Raw genomic sequence first — 22522 nt, forward strand, 5'->3', positions numbered from 1 at the left:
TCTCGACCGGACGCCTGCCACGCCTTAACTCTAGGGCGTGGATACCAGAGCCCCGTCTTCCAATCTGCTGCCCGAGATCTTCCAGCGCTGGTTCGCCGCGCGGGGCTGGTCGCCGCGCGCGCATCAGCTCGATCTGCTGGCAAAGGCGCAAAGCAACCGGTCTGCATTACTGATTGCGCCGACGGGCGCGGGCAAGACGCTGGCGGGATTCCTGCCGACACTGGTGGAACTGGGCGTGCCCAAATCCGCGAAGACAATGTCGACCGGACGCAGCGTTGCGCGCAGTGGTGGCTTGCACACGCTTTATATATCGCCGCTGAAGGCGTTGGCGGTGGACATCGCCCGCAATCTTGAACGGCCGATTGCTGACATGAAGTTGCCGGTCCGGGTGGAGACCCGCACCGGCGATACGCCGGTGTCGCGGCGTCAGCGCCAGCGCAAATACCCGCCGGATATTCTGCTGACCACGCCCGAACAACTCGCGCTGTTGCTGTCGTCCGACGACGCGCCGTTTCTGTTTTCCTCGTTGAAGCGGGTCGTGCTCGACGAGTTGCATGCGCTGGTGACCTCAAAGCGCGGCGATCTTTTGTCAATCGGTCTTGCGCGGCTGTGGCGGCTCGCGCCGCAGGTGACGACAGTCGGCCTGTCGGCGACCGTGGCGGAGCCTGATGATTTACGGCGCTATCTAATGCCACAGGCCAGCGGCACGCAGAACATGGCCGACCTTGTGATCGCGGATGCCGGCGCCGCGCCGATCGTTGAAATGCTTGACACCAAGGAGCGGCTGCCGTGGGCCGGCCATATGGCGCGGCACGCGCTCGGCGAGATCTACGATCTGGTCAAGGCCAACAAGACCTCACTGATGTTCGTCAATACCCGCGCGCAGGCGGAGATGCTGTTTCAGGATTTGTGGCGCATCAACGACGACGGCCTCGCGATAGCGCTGCATCACGGCTCGCTCGATGTGGCGCAGCGCCGCAAGGTCGAGGACGCAATGGCGGCGGGGAAATTACGCGGTGTTGTCTGTACGTCGTCGCTCGATCTCGGCATTGACTGGGGCGACATCGATCTCGTCATCAATGTTGGCGCGCCGAAAGGCGCATCGCGGCTGATGCAGCGAATCGGGCGCGCCAATCACCGCCTCGACGAGCCGTCGCGCGCGGTGATGGTGCCGGCCAATCGCTTTGAAGTGCTGGAATGCCGCGCGGCCATCGATGCGGTGGCGGAGAATGCGCAGGATACGCCGCCGCAGCGCACCGGCTCGCTCGATGTGCTGGCGCAGCACATACTTGGGTGCGCCTGCGGCGAGCCATTTCTGGCCGATGCGCTTTACGACGAAGTGCGCAGCGCTGCGCCATATATGGATCTGACGCGCACAGATTTCGACGACGTGATGGATTTCGTTGCGACCGGCGGTTATGCGCTGAAAAGCTATGAGCGCTTTGCGCGGATCAAGCAGGACAAGGCCGGACGCTGGCGCGTCACCAATCCGAAGGTGCGCCAGAGCTACCGCCTCAACGTCGGGACCATCGTCGAAGAGCCGATGCTGAAGGTGAAACTGGTGCGTGGCCGCAGCAAGGGTTCGGGTTCGACCGGCGCGATCGCGCGGGGCGGGCGGATGCTCGGCCAGATCGAGGAATATTTCATCGAAGGACTGGTGCTGGGCGACACCTTCGTGTTCGGCGGCGAAGTCGTGCGCTACGAAGCCTTGATGGAAGACGAGGTCTACGTGTCGCGCAGCAACGACGCCAATGCCAAGGTGCCGTCCTACGCGGGCGGGAAGTTTCCGCTCTCGACATACTTGGCCGAGCGTGTGCGTCTGTTGCTCGCCGATCAGCGCGCGTGGAAAGGCCTGCCCGATCAGGTGCGCGAATGGCTGTCATTACAGGCAGCATTTTCCCGCGTGCCGGGTCCGCGCGAACTGGTCGTTGAAACATTCCCGCGCGCCGACAAGCATTACCTTGTCTGCTATCCGTTCGAAGGCCGTCTGGCGCATCAGACGCTCGGGATGTTGCTGACGCGGCGGCTGGAGCGGGGACGGGCAAAACCGCTCGGTTTCGTTGCCAACGAATACGCGCTGGCCGTCTGGTCGCTCGGCGACATGTCGTCGATGATCCGTAACGGACGCTTGGATCTCGATGCGCTGTTCGATGCGGATATGCTCGGCGACGATCTGGAGGCGTGGCTCGCGGAATCGGCACTGATGAAGCGCACGTTCCGGACCTGCGCCGTGATCTCGGGCCTGATCGCGCGGCGGTTTACCGGCGAGGAGAAATCGCGGCGGCAGGTGCTGTTCTCGACCGACCTCGTCTATGACGTCTTGCGCAAGCACCAGCCCGATCATGTCCTGCTGCGCGCGGCGCGGGCCGATGCCGCCACGGGACTGCTGGATATTCGCCGCCTGAGCGATATGCTGATCCGGATCAAAGGCCGAATCACGCACAAGGAACTCGACCGGGTGTCGCCGCTCGCAGTGCCGGTGATGCTGGAAATCGGCCGCGAAGCGGTTTATGGCGAAGCGTCCGATGAGTTGCTGGCGGAAGCCGCCGAGGAACTCGTGAAAGAGGCGATGTCGCCCGATCAGGATTGACGAGAAATGCAAGGCGCGCAGGCGACAGAGCGAATTCCGGGGGTCACTGTCGCAGGCGTCACGTTTGCTGCGGATATTGCTGGTGCGTTAGTTTGGGAGGATGAGCGCCTTCTGGTCGTCTCGGACCTGCATCTGGAAAAAGGTTCCAGTTTTGCGCAGCGCGGCGTGTTGTTGCCGCCGTTCGACACCGCTGCGACGCTAGCGCGGCTCGGCGCAGTGATCGCACGGCACGATCCGCGCACGGTGATTGCTCTCGGCGACAGCTTCCACGACCGCAAGGCCCATGAGCGGTTGTCGCCTGACGACCGCGAAACGTTGTCGGCGTTACAGTCGCGGCGGGACTGGATCTGGATTTCCGGCAATCACGATCCGGCACTGCCGCGCGATCTCGGCGGCGTGGTCGCAGACGAAGTCGCGATCGGGCCGATTGTATTTCGCCATGAGCCGACCGGCGCTGTGGGCGAAATCGCGGGACACCTTCATCCCAAGGCGCGTGTCTCGACGCGCGGGCGCTCCGTGGAACGGCGCTGTTTCGCCAGCGACGGGATGCGCGCGGTGATGCCGGCGTTCGGTGCTTACACGGGCGGCTTGAGCATTCGCGATGTGGCCTTTGCCGCGATCTTCCAGACCCTGGCCTTCACCGCGCATGTGCTCGGCGATCGCCGTGTCCACACTATCGCGGCGTCGCGCTGCTATTGAATTTCCGATTCGAGCGGCGGGCGAGACCGGCTTCTTCCTTTAATCCCTGCGGAAGATTACAGACGCAAGCCACCCGGTCATGATCGCCATCATCGCGGTGGCGAGGCCGTAGAGCAGCCCATGGTGGCGCGCGGAGTTGGCGACGAACTGCTCGAAGCCGACCTTGACGATTTCGAACGCAGTCTCGGTCTTCGCCACGAACGCTCCGCCAGCAAACAGCTTGATGTCGATGGTGTAGGTGCCGGTCGGCACCTCCGCCGGCAGGGGAATGCCGGTGCGAAACAATGTCGGCGTTAGAAAGGTCAGCGCGCTGGTCTGTTCGAGATAAAGCCCGTGTTCGGTGCGCAGCCGCACGAATGCCGAGCGGAACGGATCGCTGGCGACCGTATTGGCGACGTCCGGCCCCATGCGTTGCGGCAACGCGAAATTCGTCAGCCCGATTTGCTGCCGCCGCTGGACGTCCGGCGAGGCGATATTGTCGATCGGGCGATTGGCGAAGATGCCGAGGTAGGACGGGACCTGAATGAACTCGCGCGAATCTACGTTGACCCAGATACCGAGCTTGCGCTCCTTGCGCCGGGTCACCATGTCGGCGCGCGGTCCGGTCACCGTGACCACGATGTCATAGGCCGTGCCCGGCGGCTTCGATTGGCCGTCGCGCTCGATGGAACCGAACAGCACAAGCTCTTCGCCGGAATAGTTCGGCGTTACTGTCACGCGGTGATTGGAGACCGAGACGATCAGGTTTTCCGCCCACGTGTTTCCGCCTGCTGCGAGCGTGAACACCAAAGCGGCGAAGAAGATGGTTGCGCGATACTTCATCCGCCGATCCCCAGATCGCGAATGGAATAGAGTTCGTCCGGCCGGATCACCAGTTCGACGGCAAAGCGGACGCCGACCGACAGGATCAGAAGCCCGAGCAGCAGGCGCAGATGGTCGCCGCGGATGCGCTGCCCGGCCCGCGCGCCGAATTGTGCACCGAACACGCCGCCCACCATCAGCATCAGCGCCAGAACCGCATCGACGAGATGATTGGTCACGGCATGCAGGACGGTTGCGACCACCATCGTCACCAGCGTCAGCACCATCGCCGAGCCGATGACGGTGGAGGTGGGCACCCGCAGGACGTAGATCATGATCGGAATCAGCAGGAAGCTGCCGCCGACGCCCATGATGGCGCCGAGAAAACCGACGAAGAGTCCGACCGCGAGCACCGGGATCACGGACAGATAGATCTTCGAGCGCTTGAAGCGCATCTTCAGCGGCAGGCCGAGAATCCAGCCCTGTGCCCGCGCCCGCCGGGTGATCGTGGTGTTGCCGCGCCGTGCGCGCAGGATGGCGCGTGCGCCTTCGAGGAACATCAGCGTGCCGACGGCGGTCAGCAGCACCACGTAGGATAGCGCGATGATGAGATCGAGCTGCCCGACCGAGCGCAGCAGCGTAAAAATCCACACGCCCAAGGCGGTGCCTGCGACGCCGCCGCATAACAGCACCAGGGACAGCGCCGGATCGATCGCCCGCTTGCGCCAGTAAGACAACGCACCGGAAAACGACGAAGCAGCCATGTGACTGGTCACCGAGGCGACGGCGACCGCGGGTGCAATTCCGATGAAGATCAGCAGCGGCGTCATCAGGAAGCCGCCCCCGATCCCGAACATGCCGGACACGAAGCCGACCGCGGCACCCATCCCCAGGATGAGAAACACATTGACCGGGATGTCGGCGATGGGGAGGAAAAGTTGCACGCGCGTTCGCTTGAGTTTTGGCGCGAGGCCCTGTGTGCCCCTCGCAGCATGAATCTGCCGCGACGCGGGTCATGCGCCGCGCCTCTGCTTACCCGAAATCATCTGCGGTGGGGTTAAAGATTTGGCGAGCGCACGCGAAAGCGACGCGGTTTCCAGATCACGTTGCCCGTTAATCTTAACACTGTGGTGAGGGTTCGCTGGCGCGGCTCATTCAGCGGTCAGGAGCGCTAAATGGCCATCAGTGGGCAGTGACTTTGGCCGCCGTTTTCGCTGCCGGCTTCGTTGCCGGCTTCGCCGGTGCTGCGACATCCCATCCGCCGGCCGGTGCGCCGTTGGCGGTGGCCTCTTCGGGCTGGGTTTCAGGCACGAAGGTCTGGGTCGCGAGTTTTGCTGCAGCGAGCGACTGAGGGTCGAGGCGCTTGGCGATATCGTCCCGCTTCCGGCCGGAATCCGCGTCGCCCTGGGCAGCCGCGAGGCTGAACCACTTGAAGGACTCAGCAAGGTTCTGTTCCACGCCGATGCCACGGGCATAGAGGATCCCGAGATTGAACTGGCTGTCGGCGACGCCGCGCTCGGCGGCCTTGCGGAACCATTGCGACGCGCTCTTGTAGTTCGGACCCGCGCCGCCGCCATCGGCATCCAGCACGGCGAGATTGTGCATGGCCTTGGCGCTGCCCCTCTCGGCGGCCTGCAGGTAATATCCGCGCGCGGCGTCGATATCCTTTTTGACGCCGAGCCCCTTTTCATAAAGCGTTCCGAGCCGGAACGTCGCCGGAACGATACCGTTCTGCGCGGCGCGCTCATACCATGTCGCCGCTGTCACGTAATCCTGTGCGACTCCCTTGCCTTCGGCGTAGCGGACGCCGATCTCAAAAGCCGCGCCGGGATCGCCCTTGTTGGCTGCGGTCCGAAGCGCTGCGCTGCCGATGGTGTCGGGGAATTTATCCGCTACCGGGGTCAGCTTGATTTTTGCCTTGTCCTTCGCCGCCGGAGGAATCGTCACCGATATCCGTTCTTGCGGCGTCACGATCGAGCCGGTGACGTCGGGCGCAACAGGCGTGGCGGCAGGCGCAGCGACAGGTTCAGCCGGTGCTGCAGCGGGGATCGCGGGCATGGCAGGGACGGAAATAATCTGCGGCGACGCGCTCATCGACTGACGCGTGAGCAGTGTTGGTGACGTCATCGATGGCATCGAAGGCGTCAGATCGGAGCGCGGTCCGTTCTCTGGCGCGGGAGGCGGCGCCGGCGGCGGCGTGATGCTGGATTCGGCGGGGAGCGACGAGTTGGCGTTGTCGTGGCCGCTGAGCAGGTTCATGCCCATCTTGACCGTGCCGAGCACGATCACCACCACGCTCGCGCCAACCAGCAGCGCGCGAATCTTCGATGAAATTCCGGAGTCGCCCACGGTCGCAGCCTTGGCTGCGTTGCGCGCCGCGTCGTTGAGTGCGGTGACACGGTTCGGCTTCGGGCCGGACGATGCAGGAGGCGCGGCAGCGGCGGCCTGCGCGGCGCGGCGCGCAGCCTGGATAAAGTTGGTCGAACTGACCGGCTCCTGCTTGCTGGCGGAAATCTCGTTCAGCACCACTTCCGACGCGGCGATGCGCTCGGACGGGCTTGATCCGCTTCGGGCTGATTGTACGCGGGTGCCCGGCTCAAGCGGATGATCCGGCGGCAGGTTGGGATCGATCGGGCTGCGCGGCGACGGAGGTGGGCGCACCGACGCGGCCTGCGGCGCAGCTTCGTTTGCGTCATAGGACGGTGCAATCGCGGGAGCCCGCACGGCTGGCGGCGAGACCTGCGTCTGCGCGGCGGGCGGGCGTGCAATCGGGGCCTGCGCTGCAGCCGGATTCGGCATTTCAGGGCGGGGCACTGGTGCGAAAGACGCAGCTGGGCGCGGCGGTTCCGGCGCATAGGTCTCGCGTGCGCGAGGCTCTGCCATCGCAGGCGCGGGCGGCATCTCGCGCGGCGCGGGAGCGGAGCGTGCGTTGCGCAGGTCGCCTTCGATCTGCGCCAGACGATCGACCACATGACCGAGCGTGTTGTGAACGGCTTCGAGTGAATCCTGCGTGTGGCGGTTGGTTTCCGACTGGCTGAAGCGGATGTCGGAGAGTTCGCGCTTGATGGTATCGACCAGATCGCCGTCCATCGGTGCGACCGCGCGCAATCCCTGATCGGCGCCTGCGCTGGTCATGCGCTGGCTTTCGAGGTGCCGCAGAATATCGGAGAGGCCTTCCTCGACCTTCGCGAGATTCCCCCCGCGCGGTTCTGACATCTCCAGCCGCTCGAGCAGATGATGGACACGCTGCTCGACGTGGCTCAGGGACGCGGAGCTGTCGTTGCCGACCTGAAGATGATCGAGCCGGTCCGAAATCGTGCGCACCGCGTTGTCGAAATAGACGGTGTCGCCCACCGGCGAACGGTCGCGCTGCTCAAGCGCAGTGGTCAGCACCGCGATGCGCTGTTCGAGCGCCGAGAGGATGTCGCTGCTGCCGCCCGCGCGCGCCAGTTGATCGACCTTCGCCGACAATGTCTGCACATGCCCGGCAAGTTCGTTGAGCGCGTCGTTCGATGCGACGTTCGATACGATGACCTTGAGCGCCGCAATGGCGTCCTCAAGCTGTCGGACGGTCGCAGGATCAGTGCTGGACCGCACGATCGTGTCGATCTTTCCGCCGAGATTGCGGATCGCGTCGTCGAAGCCCGCGAGCTGTTCGGCAGGCTTGAGTGTGCGCAGTTCGCTATAGATGTCCGACAATGCCCGTTCGATGCCGGACAGTGCACTGCTGTCGATCCCGGTTGAACGAGTCTCGTCGATCCGCCGCCCGAGTGAGCGGATTTCGCCTTCGAGGGATTCGATCGCGCGGCGCGGCAACGCCTCGGTGATGGCCTGGCGGATCTCGGCAAGTTCGCCGCGGAACGCCGCAATCGACTGGTCGATGCCGTCTGGACGACGCAGCGTCTCGATCTGGCTGGTGATCTGGGAGAGTTGCCGCTCGAGGCCGGAGAAATCGGCCTGCGGCTGGATCGGCGGCGCATGGTTCACGAACGACGGCGGTGGCATCCGCGTGGACGGCTGCGGGATCGCGCGTGGCGCGCCATCGAGTTCGCCCTGTCGCGCGACGATTTCCGCGATCGAGAAGTCCATGGGTGACATGGCGGGCGAGGTCGCGGGAGCCATGCGCGCAGCAGACGCTGCGCGGTAAGGCGCACCTTGAGGCGGCGGGACGTCTGAAAGCTGCGACAGCCGGGCGTCGAGCCGCGAAATGGCGTCGTTTAGCTGCCGGGCAACCGCCGGATCGCCCTTAGGGGCTCCCGGCGCGTGCGACATGTGTTCGACCTGCCGGGCGATCGAGTCGAGGCGCTTGTGGATTTCGGCGACATCCTGGGCTTCGCGAGAGTTTGGGCCGGGGCTGCCGATTGCCGAATTCAGCCAATCTCCCAAGGACATACCGGCATGGCGCGCGGAAGCTTCGGCCCTTTCGCGGACCGATGGCTCGATTCCGTCAACACTCCACGATACGCGCGCTGTCATGCCTTGGTCCGGTGTCGGCTCTGGCTGGTGCCAGAGCGCTTCAGACCCCTCGCGCCCCTTGAAGAGACAATCAAATTTCGACGCGAGACGTCTGTGTCCAGCCCCGACTTTTTCGCGTTACGGTAAATACCGCGTTAATGAAACGCCGGCCGCCCTTATTATTAATTCGGCCTTATTACTTCTCGGGCCTGAGGCGTCAGCTTGAGGATGGCCGGGTAAACAGGCCGCTGAGATCGCCGAGATCCGCTTCCGTTATTGTTCCGTGAGCGGAATTCATGACGGACGACTGTCCGATATAAGCCCAGTAAATGAACTCTGCGCGCGGGATCGACGCCCTAGCGTCAACGCCGGATTCTCGAAGAAGTTTGGCGATATAGGCGACACGCTTGGCATCGACGGTTGCCACGACTTTGGCGGCATCGAAATCTGAAGCGGCCCATGAGCGGAAGGCGCGATCGAGGCTTCTGTCTTCCTTAAAGGCCAGCTGCATCAAATAAGTCAGCCGTGCGGGCCCTACGATCGACGAAGCAATCTCGCGGATCACGCCATCTGTCGCGCGCTCCTGCCAAGTCGCCAGAAGCTGAGCGCGAAAATCGGCAATGCTATTGAAATGCCAGTAGAAACTGCCTCTTGAGACCTGCAGGCCTTTGGCCATCGTGCCGGTTTTCAGCGCGGCGGCGCCTTGCCGGGCAAGTGTCCGCAGCCCGTGGGCAATCCATTGCTCACGGGTGAGGCGGTCTTTCGAGACTGAAGATTCGGCAACTTCAACCATGCACAGGTGTATTGACACAAAATGGCACCGCGCGCTAGGCTCCGTACAGATGTGTACGGAGAATATGGCACTGGCACTGGCGTCGGTATGAATGGTCGATATTTTTTACGCTCGCTGATGACGGCGCGTATCGCGCATTTCCATGTCATGGTGAGGTCATCGACGGCAGTCCATGTGCTGAGCCGGCTCATTGCCAAACAATTCGCGCAATCCACGTTCAATTGTGAGCTGAGAGACATTCCATGACGATCTACAAAGCGCCCGTCGAAGATGTGACTTTCCTTCTCAACGACGTCTTTCAAATCGACCGCTACAACAACCTTCCCGGCTTCAGCGACGCGACGGCGGACGTTCGCGCAGCGATTTTCGACGAGGCCGCCAAGCTCGCTGAGCAGGTGCTTCATCCGCTGAACCATAGCGGCGATCTCGAAGGCTGCACGCGCCACGACGACGGCAGCGTCTCGACGCCCAAGGGTTTCAAGGAAGCATTCAGGCAGTTCGCCGATGGCGGCTGGATCGGTCTGGCGGCTCCGCAGGAATACGGCGGGCAAGGGCTGCCGGCGTCGCTGTCGGAAACGGTCAGCGAATTCATGTCGTCGGCCAATATGGCCTTTGGCATGTATGGCGGCCTCACCCAGGGCGCGATGGCGGCGCTTCTCGTGCATGGCACGCCGGAGCAGAAGAAGACCTTCGTGCCGAACATGGTCACCGGCAAGTGGACCGGCACCATGAATCTCACCGAACCGCAGTGCGGCACCGACCTCGGTCTGATGCGCACCAAGGCGGTCAAGCAGGCCGACGGCACCTACAAGATCACCGGCACCAAGATTTTTATCTCGGGCGGTGAGCAGGATCTCACCGAAAACATCGTTCACCTTGTCCTCGCACGTATTGAAGGCGCGCCTGCCGGCATCAAGGGTGTTTCTCTGTTCGTTGTGCCGAAAATCAAGCTCAATGCGGACGGCTCACTGACTGGCGAGCCAAACGGCGTGTCGTGCGGCTCGATCGAACACAAGATGGGCATTCACGGCAATTCCACCTGCGTGCTGAACTTCGACAACGCGGTCGGCAACCTGGTCGGCACCGAGAACAAGGGTATGGAGGCGATGTTCGTGATGATGAACGAGGCGCGCCTCGGCGTCGGCGTTCAAGGCCTGTCGCAATCCGAAGTCGCCTACCAGAACGCAGCCGCCTACGCGAAAGACCGCTTGCAGGGCCGCTCCATCAGCGGCGTGAAAGCTCCCGATAAACCTGCCGATCCGATCATTGTTCACCCCGACGTGCGGCGTACGCTGATGTCGATCCGCGCGTTCAACGAGGGCGCGCGCGCTCTTGTGGTGTGGACATCGCTGAAGAGCGACGTTGCGCATCGTTCCGACGATCCGAAAGAGCGCGAGGCCGCTGACGACCACATGGGCCTTCTGACGCCGGTCATCAAAGGCGTGCTGACCGATCAGGGGTTTGCCAACGCAGTCGCTGCCCAGCAGATGTTCGGCGGTCACGGCTTCATCGTCGAGACCGGCGTGGAACAGTTCGTGCGCGATGCGCGCATCACGATGCTGTACGAAGGCGCCAATGGCATCCAGGCGCTGGATCTGGTCGGCCGCAAGCTCGGCCGCGCCGGCGGACGTGCGATCACCACGTTCTTCAACGAAGTCGCTGCCTTCTCCAAGGAGAACGCCGCCAATGAGGCGATGAAACCCTTTATCGGCCCGCTCAGCGCGGCGGTGAAGGATCTGCAGCAGGCGACCATGTGGCTGATGCAGAATGCGATGGCCAAGCCGGACAACGCAGGTGCGGCGTCCACCGACTACATGCATCTCTTCGGTCTGGTTGCGATCGGCTACATGTGGGCGCGCATGGCGAAGGTCGCGCAGGACAAGCTGGCGGAATCCGGCGAGCAGCCTTACCTGAAGGCCAAGCTGGTGACGGGCAGGTTCTTCATGGAGCGGATGCTTCCGGAAACCGCGCTGCGCCTGTCACGCGTTCAGTCCGGTGCAGCCACGATGATGGAACTGCCCGCCGAGACGTTCTGACGTTCGAATTTGTCTCGCGCCGGTGTCCGGCGCGAGCTTCCGATCACACTTTTTCAATCAAAATTCCCAGGAGGGCGTCATGCCAGAGGCATTTATCTACGATCACGTGCGCACGCCGCGCGGCAAGGGCAAGTCCGATGGTTCGCTGCATGAGGTGACGGCACTGGCGCTGGCGACTGCGCCGCTGAAGGCCCTCAAGGAGCGCAACAACATCGCGCCCGACACCATCGACGACGTGATCCTCGGTGTGGTTGATCCGGTTGGCGAAGCGGGCGGCGATATCGCGCGCTTCGCGGCGCTGAACGCCGGTCTTGGTGAATCGGTGCCGGGCATCCAGATCAGCCGTTTCTGTGCGTCGGGCCTTGATGCAGTGAATTTCGCAGCCGCGCAGGTGATGTCCGGTCAGCACGAGATGACCATCGGCGGCGGTGCAGAATCCATGAGCCGCGTGGGTATTCTCTCTTCGGGCGCATCGTGGCCGATGGACCCGTCGATGGCGGTGCCGAGCTATTTCATGCCGCAGGGTGTGTCGGCGGATCTGATCGCCACCAAGTACGGCTTCTCCCGCGACAACGTCGATGCCTACGCGGTGCAGAGCCAGCAGCGCGCCGCCAAGGCGTGGGACGAAGGCCGCTTCAAGAATTCCGTGATTCCGGTGAAAGACATCAACGGTCTCACCATTCTCGACAAGGACGAGCATATGCGTCCATCGACGACGATGCAGTCGCTCGGGCAGTTGCAGGCGTCGTTCGCGGCGATGGGCGCGATGGGCGGTTTCGATGCGGTTGCTGTGCAGTCGCATCCGGAAATCGAGGCAGTGAACTACGTACATCACGCCGGCAACTCGTCGGGCATTGTCGACGGCGCAGCAGCTGTGCTGCTTGGCAGCGCAGAAGCCGGCAAGAAGCGCGGCCTGAAGCCGCGTGCAAAGATCCGCGCGTTCGCGAATATCGGCTCCGAGCCTGCGATGATGCTGACCGGTCCGGTCGACGTCACCAAGAAGGTGCTGGAGCGTTCCGGGATGAAATTGTCGGATATCGACCTGTTCGAGTTGAATGAGGCGTTTGCTTCGGTGGTGCTGCGTTACATCCAAGCCTTCGAGATCGACAACGACAAGATCAACGTCAATGGCGGCGCGATTGCGATGGGCCATCCGCTCGGCGCGACCGGCGCGATGATCCTCGGCACGGTGCTCGACGAACTCGAGCGCACCAACAAGTCCACCGCCCTCGTCACGCTGTGCATCGGCGGCGGCATGGGTACTGCGACCATCATCGAGCGCGTTTGAGGATCAATCACATGACTTACAAGAATTTCAAGGTTGAGACCGACGCCGACGGCATTGCGCTGGTGACGTGGGACATTCCCGGCAAGTCGATGAACGTGCTGGACGAAACCACCAACACTGAACTCGCCGCCATCGTCGATGCGACCACCAAGGACGCAGCGATCAAGGGCGTCGTCATCACCTCGGGCAAGGAAGCATTCTCCGGCGGCGCGGATCTGACCATGCTGGAAGGCATGAACCGCGCCTATCTCGAATTGCTGAAAGCCAAGGGCGAGGAAGTCGCCAACAAGTACGTCTTCGACGAAGTCCGAAAGTTGTCGCAGGCGCTGCGCAATATCGAAGTCAGCGGCAAGCCATGGGTCGCCGCGATCAACGGCCTCGCCTTCGGCGGCGCATTCGAACTGGCGCTGGCCTGTCACTACCGTGTCGCGTCGGACAATCCCAGGACCCGCCTCGGCCTTCCCGAAATCAAGGTCGGCTTGTTCCCCGGCGGCGGCGGCACCCAGCGGCTCCCGCGCATGATCCAGCCGATGGACGCCTTGCAGATGCTGCTCAAGGGCGACGCCATCGATCTGAAAAAGGCCAAGGCGTCCGGCATCGTCGGCGCGGTGGTTCCCGCGGCCGATCTGATCAAGACCGCGAAGGACTGGATCAAGGCAGGCGGCAAGGCCGTGGCGCCGTGGGATGAAAAGGGCTTCAAGCTGCCCGGCGGCCCGGTGTACTCAAAGGCCGGCATGCAGTTCTTCCCGCCAGCGAACGCGATCTTGCGCCGCGAGACGTACGACAACTACCCGGCCGCGCGCGCGATTATGCAGTGCGTCTATGAAGGCCTGCAGCTGCCGATGGATGCAGCGCTGCGCGTGGAGTCGCGTTACTTCTCGAAGATCCTGCGTTCGAAGGAAGCGGCGGCGATGATCCGCTCTCTGTTCGTGTCGATGCAGGAACTCAACAAGGGCGCACGCCGTCCGCAGAATGTGCCGCCCACCAAGGTCAAGAAGCTCGCCGTTATCGGCGCCGGCTTCATGGGCGCCAGCGTCGGCTTCGTGTCGGCGCAGGCCGGTATCGATGTGGTGCTGATCGATCGCGACCAGGAAAGCGCCGACAAGGGCAAGGGGCACGCCAAGACCATGCTCGACGGCCAGATCGCCAAGGGCCGCATGACACAGGACAAGGCCGACGCCATCCTCGGCCGCATCACGGCCACGCCGGATTACAATGCGATCAAGGAATGCGATCTCGTGATCGAGGCCGTGTTCGAGGATCGCAAGGTCAAGGCCGAGACCTACGCCAAGGCGCAGCCGCTGCTGCGCGACGGCGCGATCTTCGCCTCCAACACCTCGACGCTGCCGATCAATTCGCTGGCCGAAGAATGGAAGGACCAGTCGAAGTTCATCGGCATCCACTTCTTCTCGCCGGTCGAGAAGATGATGCTGGTGGAGATCATCGTCGGCAAGAACACCGGCGATGTGGCGCTTGCCACCGCGCTCGATTACGTGCGGCAGATCAACAAGACGCCTATCGTGGTGAACGACTCGCGCGGCTTCTTCGCCAACCGTTGCGTGCTGCGCTACATCTCGGAGGGCTACGAGATGTTCAAGGAAGGCGTGCCGCCGGCGATGATCGAGAACGTCGGCAAGATGGCCGGCATGCCGGTCGGCCCGCTTTCGCTCAACGACGAGGTCGCCATCGACCTGTCGCTGAAGATTCTCAAGGCAACCGAGGCCGACATGGGCCCGCAGGCCGTCGATCCGGAGCAGAAGGCGCTTCTGGTCGAGATGGTGGAAAAGCGCGGGCGCTTTGGCCGCAAGAACGGCAAGGGCTTCTACGACTATCCCGAGAAGGGCAAGGGCCAGAAGAAGCTGTGGCCGGAGCTGAGCTCGCTGCATTCCAAGCATCTCGATCCGGATACGCTGGACGTCGAAGAGTTGAAGCAGCGTTTCCTGGTGGTGCAGGCGGTGGAAGCCGCGCGCACGGTTGAGGATCACGTCATTACTGACCCGCGCGAGGCCGACGTCGGCTCGATCCTCGGGTTCGGCTTCGCGCCGTTCACCGGCGGCACGCTGTCCTACATCGACTTCATGGGCACCAAAAACTTCGTCGAACTGTGCCACAAGCTCGAGAAGAAATACGGCTCGCGCTTCACGCCGCCAAAGCTTCTGATCGAGATGGCGGCCAAGGGCGAAACGTTCTACGGCCGCTTCGCGCCGAAGAAGGCTGCGGCGTAACGACGACGCGCTTCAAGCACTGAAACAAAAGGCGGGATCATCGATCCCGCCTTTTTCTTTCTCAGGAATGTGATCGTGCTTACGACGCCTTCAGCAGCCCTTCGGCGGTGAGCGCTTCCTGCACCTTCGGCCGCGCGGCAACACGTGCCTTGTAGGCAACGAGATTCAGAAGGCCGGAAATGTCCAGACCGACGCGATCGGCCCAGGCGAGCATCGTGAAGAGATAGGCGTCCGGCACGGTGAAGTGGTTGCCCATCACGTAATCCCGACCCTTCAAGGCCTGATCGACGTATTTGAACTTGCCCATGAGGCGATCCTTGAAGAACGCCTTGGTGTCGTCCGACAGGACGGGCTGGAACAGCGGGCTGAAGTTCTTGTGCAACTCGCTGGCGACGAAATTCAGCCATTCCTGCAGCTTGTAGCGCTCGGTGGAGCCGGCGGCGGGCGCGAGGTTCTTCTGCGGCGCACTATCGGCGATCATCTGGACGATGACCGCGCCTTCCGTCAGCAGATCGCCGCTGTCGAGGCCGAGCGCCGGCACCTGGCCCTTCGGATTGATCTGGGTGTAGTCGCTGCCGTCCTCGAGTTTCTTCGCCTTCAGGTCGACCCTGACCAGGTCGAACGGGAGCCCGGCCTCCTTCAGGGCGATATGGGGGGACAGCGAGCAGGCGCCGGGCGAATAATACAGTTTCATAGGAGGTATCCTTTTGAGGATTCTGGGCGTTGGGGCATTGGCAAGAGCTATGACCGCCCCCTAAATGCAGCTATGTCAAGATTGATGCAACTGCATTTATTGGGATAGACTTGGGCGAGCCAGCAGATTTAGGCAGCCCAAGGCACGGACGAGACCATGAAACGCAAACCATCTACCGAGGCCACAGAGGTCTGGATCCGCCTGATGCGGGTTCAGGGCAAGGTGCTCGGCGCGGTCGAGCAGGATCTCAAGAAGGCCGGGTTTCCGCCGCTGGCCTGGTACGATGCGCTGCTTGAGCTGTCGCGCGCGCCAAGCGGAGAGCTGCGCCCCGTCGAACTCGAAAAGCAGATGCTGCTGCCGCAGTACTCCACGTCGCGGCTGATCGATCGTCTGGTCGAGGAAGGTCTTGCTGCGCGGCGCGAGTGCGAGATGGACAAGCGCGGCCTGTTCGTGGAGATCACCGATGCCGGCCGCGAGCTGCAGAAGAAGATGTGGAATTCATATTCCGCGGCGATCGAACGGCACATCGGCTCGAAGCTGTCGGATGCCGACGCGGTGAGACTCGCTGGCCTGCTGGATTGTCTCGGCTGCTGCGCGGGCGCGCCGCAGGCTGTGGCCATCTCGAAAGAAGCCGCCAAAGAAACCGTCAAAGAAATCACGTCGACCCGATGATTCTTTCTTTACCTCTCGCGGTTACGGATGCCGTCATCCGTGGCACCCGCCTGCATCGTGCGCAGACCCATCAATCAACACTTCTTGTCTGGATGTCCTATGGCGCGTGATCAGATCGATATGACACCGCTGGATTCGCGGGACGAACTGGTTGCGTGGCTGGAGGCCGGCGTAAAGCCGAAATCCGAATTCCGCATCGGCACCGAGCACGAAAAAACACCGTTCACGCTGGAGGGCCACAGGCCCGTGCCTTATGAGGGCGCGCGCGGCATCGGCGCTTTGCTTGAAGGGATGAAGCTCCTGCTCGGCTGGGATCCGATCATGGAGAACGGCAACATCATCGGATTGCACGACGTCACCGGTGGCGGCGCGATTTCGCTGGAACCCGGCGGCCAGTTCGAATTGTCGGGCGCGCCGGTCGAAACGGTGCACCAGACCTCATCCGAACTGATGGCGCATCTGGCGCAGGTGCGCGAAGTCGCGACACCGCTCGGAATCGGATTTCTTGGTCTCGGCATGACCCCGTCATGGTCGCGCAAGGAAATGCCGGTGATGCCGAAGGGCCGCTATCGGATCATGACCAACTACATGCCGAAGGTCGGCCAGTACGGCCTCGACATGATGTACCGGACCTGCACGGTGCAGACCAATCTCGACTTCTGTTCGGAAGCGGACATGGTCAAGAAGCTGCGCGTGTCGGTGGCGCTGCAGCCGGTGGCCACCGCACTGTTCGCGAACTCGCCGTTCACCGAAGGTAAGCCGAACGGGTTCCTGTCGTTCCGCTCCGAGATCTGGCGCGACACCGACAACGCGCGCGCCGGCATGATTCCATGGGCGTTCGAGGACGGCATGGGCTTTGAGCGCTGGGTCGACTACGCGCTCGACGTGCCGATGTATTTCGTCAAACGCGGCGATGACTACATCGACGTCTCGGGGTCGTCGTTCCGCGATTTCTTCGATGGCAAGAACCGGATGATACCGGGCGAGAAGCCGACATTGTCCGACTGGGCCAATCACCTCTCGACGATTTTCCCCGAAGTGCGCCTGAAGCGTTATCTCGAAATGCGCGGCTCCGACGGCGTGCCGTGGCAGCAGTTACCGTCGCTGCCGGCATTCTGGGTTGGCTTGCTGTACGACGACGAAAGCCTCGATGCCGCGTGGGAGATCGCCAAGCGCTGGACCGCGCATGAGCGTCAGGCGCTGCGCGATGACGTGCCGCGACTGGGATTCAAGGCAAAAATCGGTAACCGCTATCTGTTCGAGGTCGCCAAGGACTGCATGGCCCTGGCGCACAAGGGTCTCGCGCGGCGAGGCCGGATTGATCATCTCGGCCGCGACGAGTCGCGGTATCTGGAGCCGCTCGATCAGATCATCGATGCGGGACATACCCCGGCCGAACGGCTGCTCGAGAAATTCAACGGCCCATGGGGACAATCCGTCGATCCCGCGTACAGCGAATACGCTTATTAATTCAACGGGTTCTCACCATCACGAGAATGTTGTTCCGCGTTTATCTGCCGTTCATCTGCCATACATCAGCCCGGCGATTGAATAGTGGCATCCGCCCGACTCATCACGCCCGTCCTCCGCTGAAAGCGATGGCATGCTTCCAGTCTGCAGTTTCAGATCATGCATCAGCTTCTGCGTTGCGTTCGCTGTCGCGCTCGCCTTGACGAGCCTTGCCGGTGTTCAGCCGGTTCACGCGCAGGCCAGCTTCGATCGTCCGGGCAACGATTATCAGCGCATCCTGCTGCCTGCCGGCGATCCCGCCGTATGCGCGCTGCAATGCGAGCGTGACCGCCGCTGCCGCGCATGGAGTTTCAACTATCCCGCCGTCAGCGATGACAGCGCGGTCTGCTGGCTCAAGAATGCGGTGCCGCCGCGGGTGCCGAGCAGTTGCTGCGTTTCCGGAGTACGCGGGGCGGGCGTGGTCGAACCGCGCAACAGCGTGCTTGAGTCCGAGACCGATCGGCCCGGCGGCGACTACCGCAGTGTCGAGGTGGGGACCGATCCCAAGGGCGCGACCTGCAAGGCGGTCTGCGACGACGACAAAAAGTGCCGGGCGTGGACCTATGCGCGGCCCGGCTACATCGGAAAATCAGCACGCTGTTTCCTGAAGGATCATATCAAGCCGCCGCGGCGCAAGCCGGGCTTTATATCCGGCGTGGTGCGGTAATCGCTGCCGCAAAAAGCAAACGATTACCGCATTTGAGCGTTAGGATCATCGTTCAAGCTGGGTTGAGCGATCAGGAGCGTTCCGATGAAGCATACCCGCGTTGCAGTCGCCGGATTGTCCATTCTCGCGGTCACGACAGTGGCTGCGGTCGCGCATCATGGCTGGGGAAGTTACGATGCCGGCAAACCGATCACGGTCGAAGGAGCAATCCTGACCAGCACGTTCGAGAATCCGCATGCGACAATCGCTGTGAAGGCGCCTGACAAGATCTGGACCGTGACGCTGGCGCCGACGTCGCGCATGATAGCGCGTGGTGCGCAGGCTGACGTTGTCGCCGTCGGCAAGAAGGTGTCCGCTTATGGCTATCCCTCGACCGTGGAGATGAACGAGATGCGCGCCGAACGGATTTCGGTGGACGGCAAGACCTACGAGCTGCGCTGATGACGGACGCGGCGCCTGCGATCTTCGTTGCACTTGAGGCCTCGGGATTCGGCGCGGCGATCCGGCAGTCGCGCTGGCTCTACATGATCGCCAACGTCAGTCACATCGTATCGCTGATGGTCTTCGCAGGCGCCATCGCTGTGATGGACCTGCGCATGGCCGGCGCGCTGTCCGCGACGTCGCCGGGATATGTGCTGAAGGCGGCGCGCCGTGTTGCAATCGCCGGGTTCATTGGCCTTGTCCTGTCCGGAGCGTTTCTGTTCACCGCGGAAGCCAGCCACGTCATCGTGAATCGCGTGTTCCAGATCAAGCTCGGGCTGATCGCGCTCGGTCTTCTCAACGTCGCGTTGTTTGAAATCCTGATTGCACCGAAGGTGAAGGATTTGCCGCCGCTAACGCTGCTGCCGTCAGGGGCACGCGCCACAGCCGTGGCGTCGATTTCGATCTGGATCGCGGTTGCGATCTGTGGGCGTTCGATCGCGTATTTTTGAGCTTTTTTCCGGTGGTACGTAACATCCGCAGGTTTGCTCCCGTAATTTGCAAAGGGCCGCCGAGCCGTGTGCTCGCGCTCTTCACACAACCGGGAGGAAGATCCAACATGCGACAAGTTTCCGGAGGACTTCGCGTCGCCCTGTTTGCGGCGGCTTTTGCAGTTTTCGGTCTGGTTCAGGCCGCCATGGCGTCCACACCCTATTCGGAGAGCGCGTTCAAATCCGCCCAAGCCACGGGCGCGCCCATTCTCGTGGAAATCCACGCCAACTGGTGTTCGACCTGCAAGGCGCAGACGCCGATCATCGACGCTCTTGCAGTTCAGCCTAAATTCAAGAACCTCAAGATATTCCGCGTCGATTTCGATAGCCAGAAATCCGACGTGCAGAAATTCGGCGCCAAAATGCAATCGACGCTGATTGTCTACAAGGGCAATTCGGAAGTGGGCCGATCGGTTGGCGACACCAAGCGGGACTCGATCGCGGCCCTGCTCGACAAGGGCCTTTGATCTGCCGTGACCATCATCGCACTGGCGTTCGCCGCAGGACTGCTGTCGATCCTGTCGCCGTGCGTGTTGCCGCTGCTGCCCATCGTGCTGGGCGCGGCGGTGACACAGCATCGCTGGGGGCCGCTCGCGCTCGCAGCGGGGCTTGCCATCTCATTCACGGGGTTGGGATTGCTGATCGCGGTCGCCGGTTTCTCCCTCGGACTGGACGCCAATGTATTTCGCGTGGTTGCGGCCATCATCATGATTGCGATGGGGCTGGTTCTGCTGATGCCTGCCTGGCAGACCCGTCTGGCCACGGCAGGCGGTCCTGTTTCCGACTGGACCGATCGGACGTTTGGCGGATTCTCCGGCTCAGGTCTCAGCGGCCAATTTGCGATGGGACTGTTGCTGGGTGCAGTCTGGTCGCCGTGCGTTGGCCCGACGCTGGGCGCGGCCTCGCTGCTTGCGTCGCAGGGTCGCGATCTTGCTCAGGTGGCGGTCACGATGGTGGCATTCGGTCTCGGAGCTGCCTTGCCGCTCGCCATTCTGGGGCTTCTGTCCCGCTCTGCTCTCATGAGGATGCGCTGGCGCATGTTGTCCGCGGGGCAGTTCGGCAAAGCGCTGCTTGGCGTGGCGCTGCTCCTGATCGGGATCGGCATCGTCACGGGCGCCGACAAGTGGATCGAGACCGCTCTCGTCAACGCTTCGCCGGCCTGGCTGACCGACTTGACGACGCGATTCTGATTCTGCGCGGCAGACTGCGCATAGCCCGTTCCGCCGGCGGTGATGGGGGCATGCGCAGCGCTGTTGATGTTCGATCGCCTATTTTTGAGGCCCGCGACCGGGCATTGTCTCCAGCGCCTTGATGGCCTTCTTCGAGGCCAGCGTGCGCCAGTGCCGCAGCAGCAATCCCTCGACCGTTTGCCGCCGCGCTTTCGGCAGCCGCAACAGTACGATCGGCCAGTCGCGATAATGATCGGTGAAATAGAAAACTGTCGGCTGCGTTTCGATCAGCATGGCGCGTTCATCAGCGTCAACGCCCAGCACGACAAGACTTTCGCCGTCTTCCTTCAGCCGCGTCAGAAGTTTTCCGTGCACCTTCAGAGCAGGTGTGCCGTAAGACGTCCCGTCGGTGACCTCCGGCCACTTCAAGGCGACAATCCGGACATCATCGAACGTCATCGCTGCGGGTCCGGCTTCGTGGTGATTTTGCCTAGCCTGTCCCGCCGACGGTGATGCGGTCCATGCGCAGCGTCGGCTGTCCGACGCCAACCGGGACGCCCTGACCCTGCTTGCCGCAGGTGCCGATGCCGTCATCGAGCTGTAGGTCGTTGCCCACCATCGAGATGCGATGCAGGTCGGTTGGGCCGTTGCCGATCAGCATCGCGCCTTTCAGCGGTGCACCGAGCTTGCCGTTCTCGATCTTGTAGGCTTCGGTACACTGGAACACATACTTGCCCGACACGATGTCGACCTGACCGCCGCCGAAATTCGCCGCGAAGATTCCGTTTTTCACCGAGCTGAGAATTTCCGCCGGGTCGCGGCCGCCGGCCAGCATGTAGGTGTTGGTCATGCGCGGCATCGGCACATGTGCATAGCTTTCACGTCGTCCGTTGCCGGTCGGCTTCATGTTCATCAGCCGCGCGTTCTGCCGGTCCTGCATGTAGCCGACGAGGATGCCGTCCTCGATCAGCACGGTGCGGTTGGTCGGCGTGCCTTCGTCGTCGATGGAAAGCGAGCCGCGCTTCGACGAAATGGTGCCGTCGTCCACCACGGTGACGCCCTTGGCCGCGACCTGCTGGCCCATCAGGCCCGAGAAGGCCGAGGTCTGCTTGTGGTTGAAATCGCCCTCGAGCCCATGACCGACGGCTTCATGCAGCATCACACCGGGCCAGCCGGGGCCGAGCACCACGTCCATCTCACCCGCGGGCGCGGGCACCGATTCCAGATTGACCAGCGCCTGACGGATCGCGCCGTCGGCGGCCGAACGCCACGCCTTGGTTTCGATGAAGCGTGCATAACCTTCGCGTCCGCCGTAACCGGCGCTGCCGCTTTCCTGCCGGTCGCCGTTGCCGGCAACCACGGAGATGTTCACGCGCACCAGCGGGCGGATATCGCGATAGCTCTCGCCGTCGGGGCGCACGATTTCCACCACCTGCCAGGTCGCGCCGAGTGACACCGAGACCTGCCGCACGCGCGGGTCCTTGTCGCGGACGTAGGCGTCGATTTCGGCAAGCAGCTTCACCTTGGTCTCGAAGCTCTGGCCGTCGAGCGGATTTTCATCGCCGTAGAGGCGTGTGTTGGTATGGCCGGGCGCGGCAGCGAATGTCCCGGAATAGCCGCCGCGCACCGCATGCACGGCGTCCGCGGCGCGGATCAGGGCGGGCAGCGACACGTCGGACGAATGGGCATAGCCGACGGCGTCATTCTTGACCGCCCGCAATCCGAAGCCTTGCGCGGTGTCGTAGGTCGCCTGCTTGAGGCGGCCGTTGTCGAAGCCGAGCCCTTCGGACTGGCGGTATTCCAGAAACAGCTCGCCGTCGTCGGCGCCGGCCAGCCCGCGCACGATTTCCTTGCGCACTGCGTCGCGGTCGAGTCCCGCGCGATCGAGCAGCGAGGTGGTCACAGGCACGGCGTCGGACGGATGGCTCATGGGAACTCCGGGAATCTGGCTTT

The 22522-nt window shown here is 62.8% G+C and carries 19 protein-coding genes; 12 read left to right on the top strand and 7 right to left on the bottom strand.

Going from position 1 to position 22522, the window contains the following annotated elements:
• The first annotated feature begins 37 nt into the window (after positions 1–37).
• On the top strand, positions 38–2590 hold the full coding sequence (locus HNQ36_RS11430) for a ligase-associated DNA damage response DEXH box helicase (protein WP_184085018.1): 2553 nt from the start codon (positions 38–40) through the stop codon (positions 2588–2590).
• A 6-nt stretch (positions 2591–2596) separates the two neighbouring features.
• Positions 2597–3289, top strand: coding sequence for a ligase-associated DNA damage response endonuclease PdeM (pdeM, locus tag HNQ36_RS11435; protein ID WP_184085021.1), 693 nt, complete (start codon positions 2597–2599; stop codon positions 3287–3289).
• Between the two features lie 39 nt (positions 3290–3328).
• Here pdeM and HNQ36_RS11440 read toward each other — a convergent pair whose 3' ends face one another.
• From HNQ36_RS11440 to HNQ36_RS11455, 4 genes are all read right to left on the bottom strand, one after another.
• On the bottom strand, positions 3329–4111 hold the full coding sequence (locus HNQ36_RS11440) for a TIGR02186 family protein (RefSeq protein ID WP_184085026.1): 783 nt from the start codon (positions 4109–4111) through the stop codon (positions 3329–3331).
• Complete coding sequence (locus HNQ36_RS11445) at positions 4108–5034, bottom strand: TSUP family transporter (protein WP_184085029.1); 927 nt, start codon at positions 5032–5034, stop codon at positions 4108–4110. Before HNQ36_RS11445 ends, HNQ36_RS11440 begins: the two co-directional genes overlap by 4 nt.
• A 238-nt stretch (positions 5035–5272) precedes the next feature.
• Positions 5273–8566, bottom strand: a complete 3294-nt coding sequence (locus tag HNQ36_RS11450) for a tetratricopeptide repeat protein (protein ID WP_184085032.1) — start codon at positions 8564–8566, stop codon at positions 5273–5275.
• A 196-nt stretch (positions 8567–8762) separates the two neighbouring features.
• Positions 8763–9338 (bottom strand): TetR/AcrR family transcriptional regulator, encoded by a 576-nt coding sequence (locus tag HNQ36_RS11455; protein WP_184085035.1) that lies wholly within the window; start codon positions 9336–9338, stop codon positions 8763–8765.
• Positions 9339–9580: 242 nt separating this feature from the next.
• Here HNQ36_RS11455 and HNQ36_RS11460 point away from each other — a divergent pair, with 242 nt between their 5' ends.
• The 3 genes from HNQ36_RS11460 to HNQ36_RS11470 all read left to right on the top strand — a co-directional run bounded on the left by HNQ36_RS11460 (position 9581) and on the right by HNQ36_RS11470 (position 14887).
• Entirely contained in the window at positions 9581–11374 is a 1794-nt protein-coding gene (locus HNQ36_RS11460) for an acyl-CoA dehydrogenase C-terminal domain-containing protein (protein WP_184085038.1), read from the top strand.
• 79 nt (positions 11375–11453) lie between these two features.
• Entirely contained in the window at positions 11454–12662 is a 1209-nt protein-coding gene (locus HNQ36_RS11465; protein ID WP_184085041.1) for an acetyl-CoA C-acetyltransferase, read from the top strand.
• An 11-nt stretch (positions 12663–12673) separates the two neighbouring features.
• Positions 12674–14887, top strand: a complete 2214-nt coding sequence (locus HNQ36_RS11470) for a 3-hydroxyacyl-CoA dehydrogenase NAD-binding domain-containing protein (protein ID WP_184085044.1) — start codon at positions 12674–12676, stop codon at positions 14885–14887.
• Between the two features lie 79 nt (positions 14888–14966).
• On the opposite strand, the gene gstA is transcribed toward HNQ36_RS11470, so the two are convergent.
• Positions 14967–15581 (bottom strand): glutathione transferase GstA, encoded by a 615-nt coding sequence (gene gstA / locus HNQ36_RS11475; RefSeq protein WP_184085047.1) that lies wholly within the window; start codon positions 15579–15581, stop codon positions 14967–14969.
• A 156-nt stretch (positions 15582–15737) separates the two neighbouring features.
• On the opposite strand from gstA, the gene HNQ36_RS11480 reads away from it, so the two are divergent.
• The 7 genes from HNQ36_RS11480 to HNQ36_RS11510 all read left to right on the top strand — a co-directional run bounded on the left by HNQ36_RS11480 (position 15738) and on the right by HNQ36_RS11510 (position 20590).
• Complete coding sequence (locus HNQ36_RS11480) at positions 15738–16253, top strand: MarR family winged helix-turn-helix transcriptional regulator (RefSeq protein ID WP_184085050.1); 516 nt, start codon at positions 15738–15740, stop codon at positions 16251–16253.
• A gap of 99 nt (positions 16254–16352) precedes the next feature.
• Entirely contained in the window at positions 16353–17723 is a 1371-nt protein-coding gene (locus HNQ36_RS11485; RefSeq protein WP_184085053.1) for a glutamate--cysteine ligase, read from the top strand.
• 133 nt (positions 17724–17856) lie between these two features.
• Positions 17857–18429, top strand: coding sequence for a PAN domain-containing protein (locus HNQ36_RS11490; RefSeq protein ID WP_184085056.1), 573 nt, complete (start codon positions 17857–17859; stop codon positions 18427–18429).
• Positions 18430–18513: 84 nt separating this feature from the next.
• Positions 18514–18870 (top strand): DUF6152 family protein, encoded by a 357-nt coding sequence (locus tag HNQ36_RS11495; RefSeq protein ID WP_184085059.1) that lies wholly within the window; start codon positions 18514–18516, stop codon positions 18868–18870.
• On the top strand, positions 18870–19361 hold the full coding sequence (locus HNQ36_RS11500; RefSeq protein ID WP_184085062.1) for a DUF6644 family protein: 492 nt from the start codon (positions 18870–18872) through the stop codon (positions 19359–19361). Before HNQ36_RS11495 ends, HNQ36_RS11500 begins: the two co-directional genes overlap by 1 nt.
• Positions 19362–19468: 107 nt before the next feature.
• A complete protein-coding gene (locus tag HNQ36_RS11505) occupies positions 19469–19867 on the top strand; it encodes a thioredoxin family protein (protein ID WP_184085065.1) in 399 nt (132 codons plus the stop codon).
• 6 nt (positions 19868–19873) lie between these two features.
• Positions 19874–20590, top strand: coding sequence for a cytochrome c biogenesis protein CcdA (locus tag HNQ36_RS11510; RefSeq protein ID WP_184085068.1), 717 nt, complete (start codon positions 19874–19876; stop codon positions 20588–20590).
• A gap of 78 nt (positions 20591–20668) precedes the next feature.
• Here the strand turns inward: HNQ36_RS11510 and HNQ36_RS11515 are convergent, their stop codons facing one another.
• The gene (locus HNQ36_RS11515) at positions 20669–21028 is read right to left on the bottom strand and encodes an MmcQ/YjbR family DNA-binding protein (protein ID WP_184085069.1); all 360 of its coding nucleotides are present in this window, start codon (positions 21026–21028) and stop codon (positions 20669–20671) included.
• A 31-nt stretch (positions 21029–21059) separates the two neighbouring features.
• Positions 21060–22499: a metalloprotease TldD gene (gene tldD, locus HNQ36_RS11520; RefSeq protein ID WP_184085072.1), complete on the bottom strand. Its 1440-nt coding sequence runs from the start codon at positions 22497–22499 to the stop codon at positions 21060–21062.
• Between the last annotated feature and the right edge of the window lie 23 nt (positions 22500–22522).

Source organism: Afipia massiliensis, assembly GCF_014203115.1.
In the GTDB taxonomy this organism is placed as follows: domain Bacteria; phylum Pseudomonadota; class Alphaproteobacteria; order Rhizobiales; family Xanthobacteraceae; genus Afipia; species Afipia massiliensis.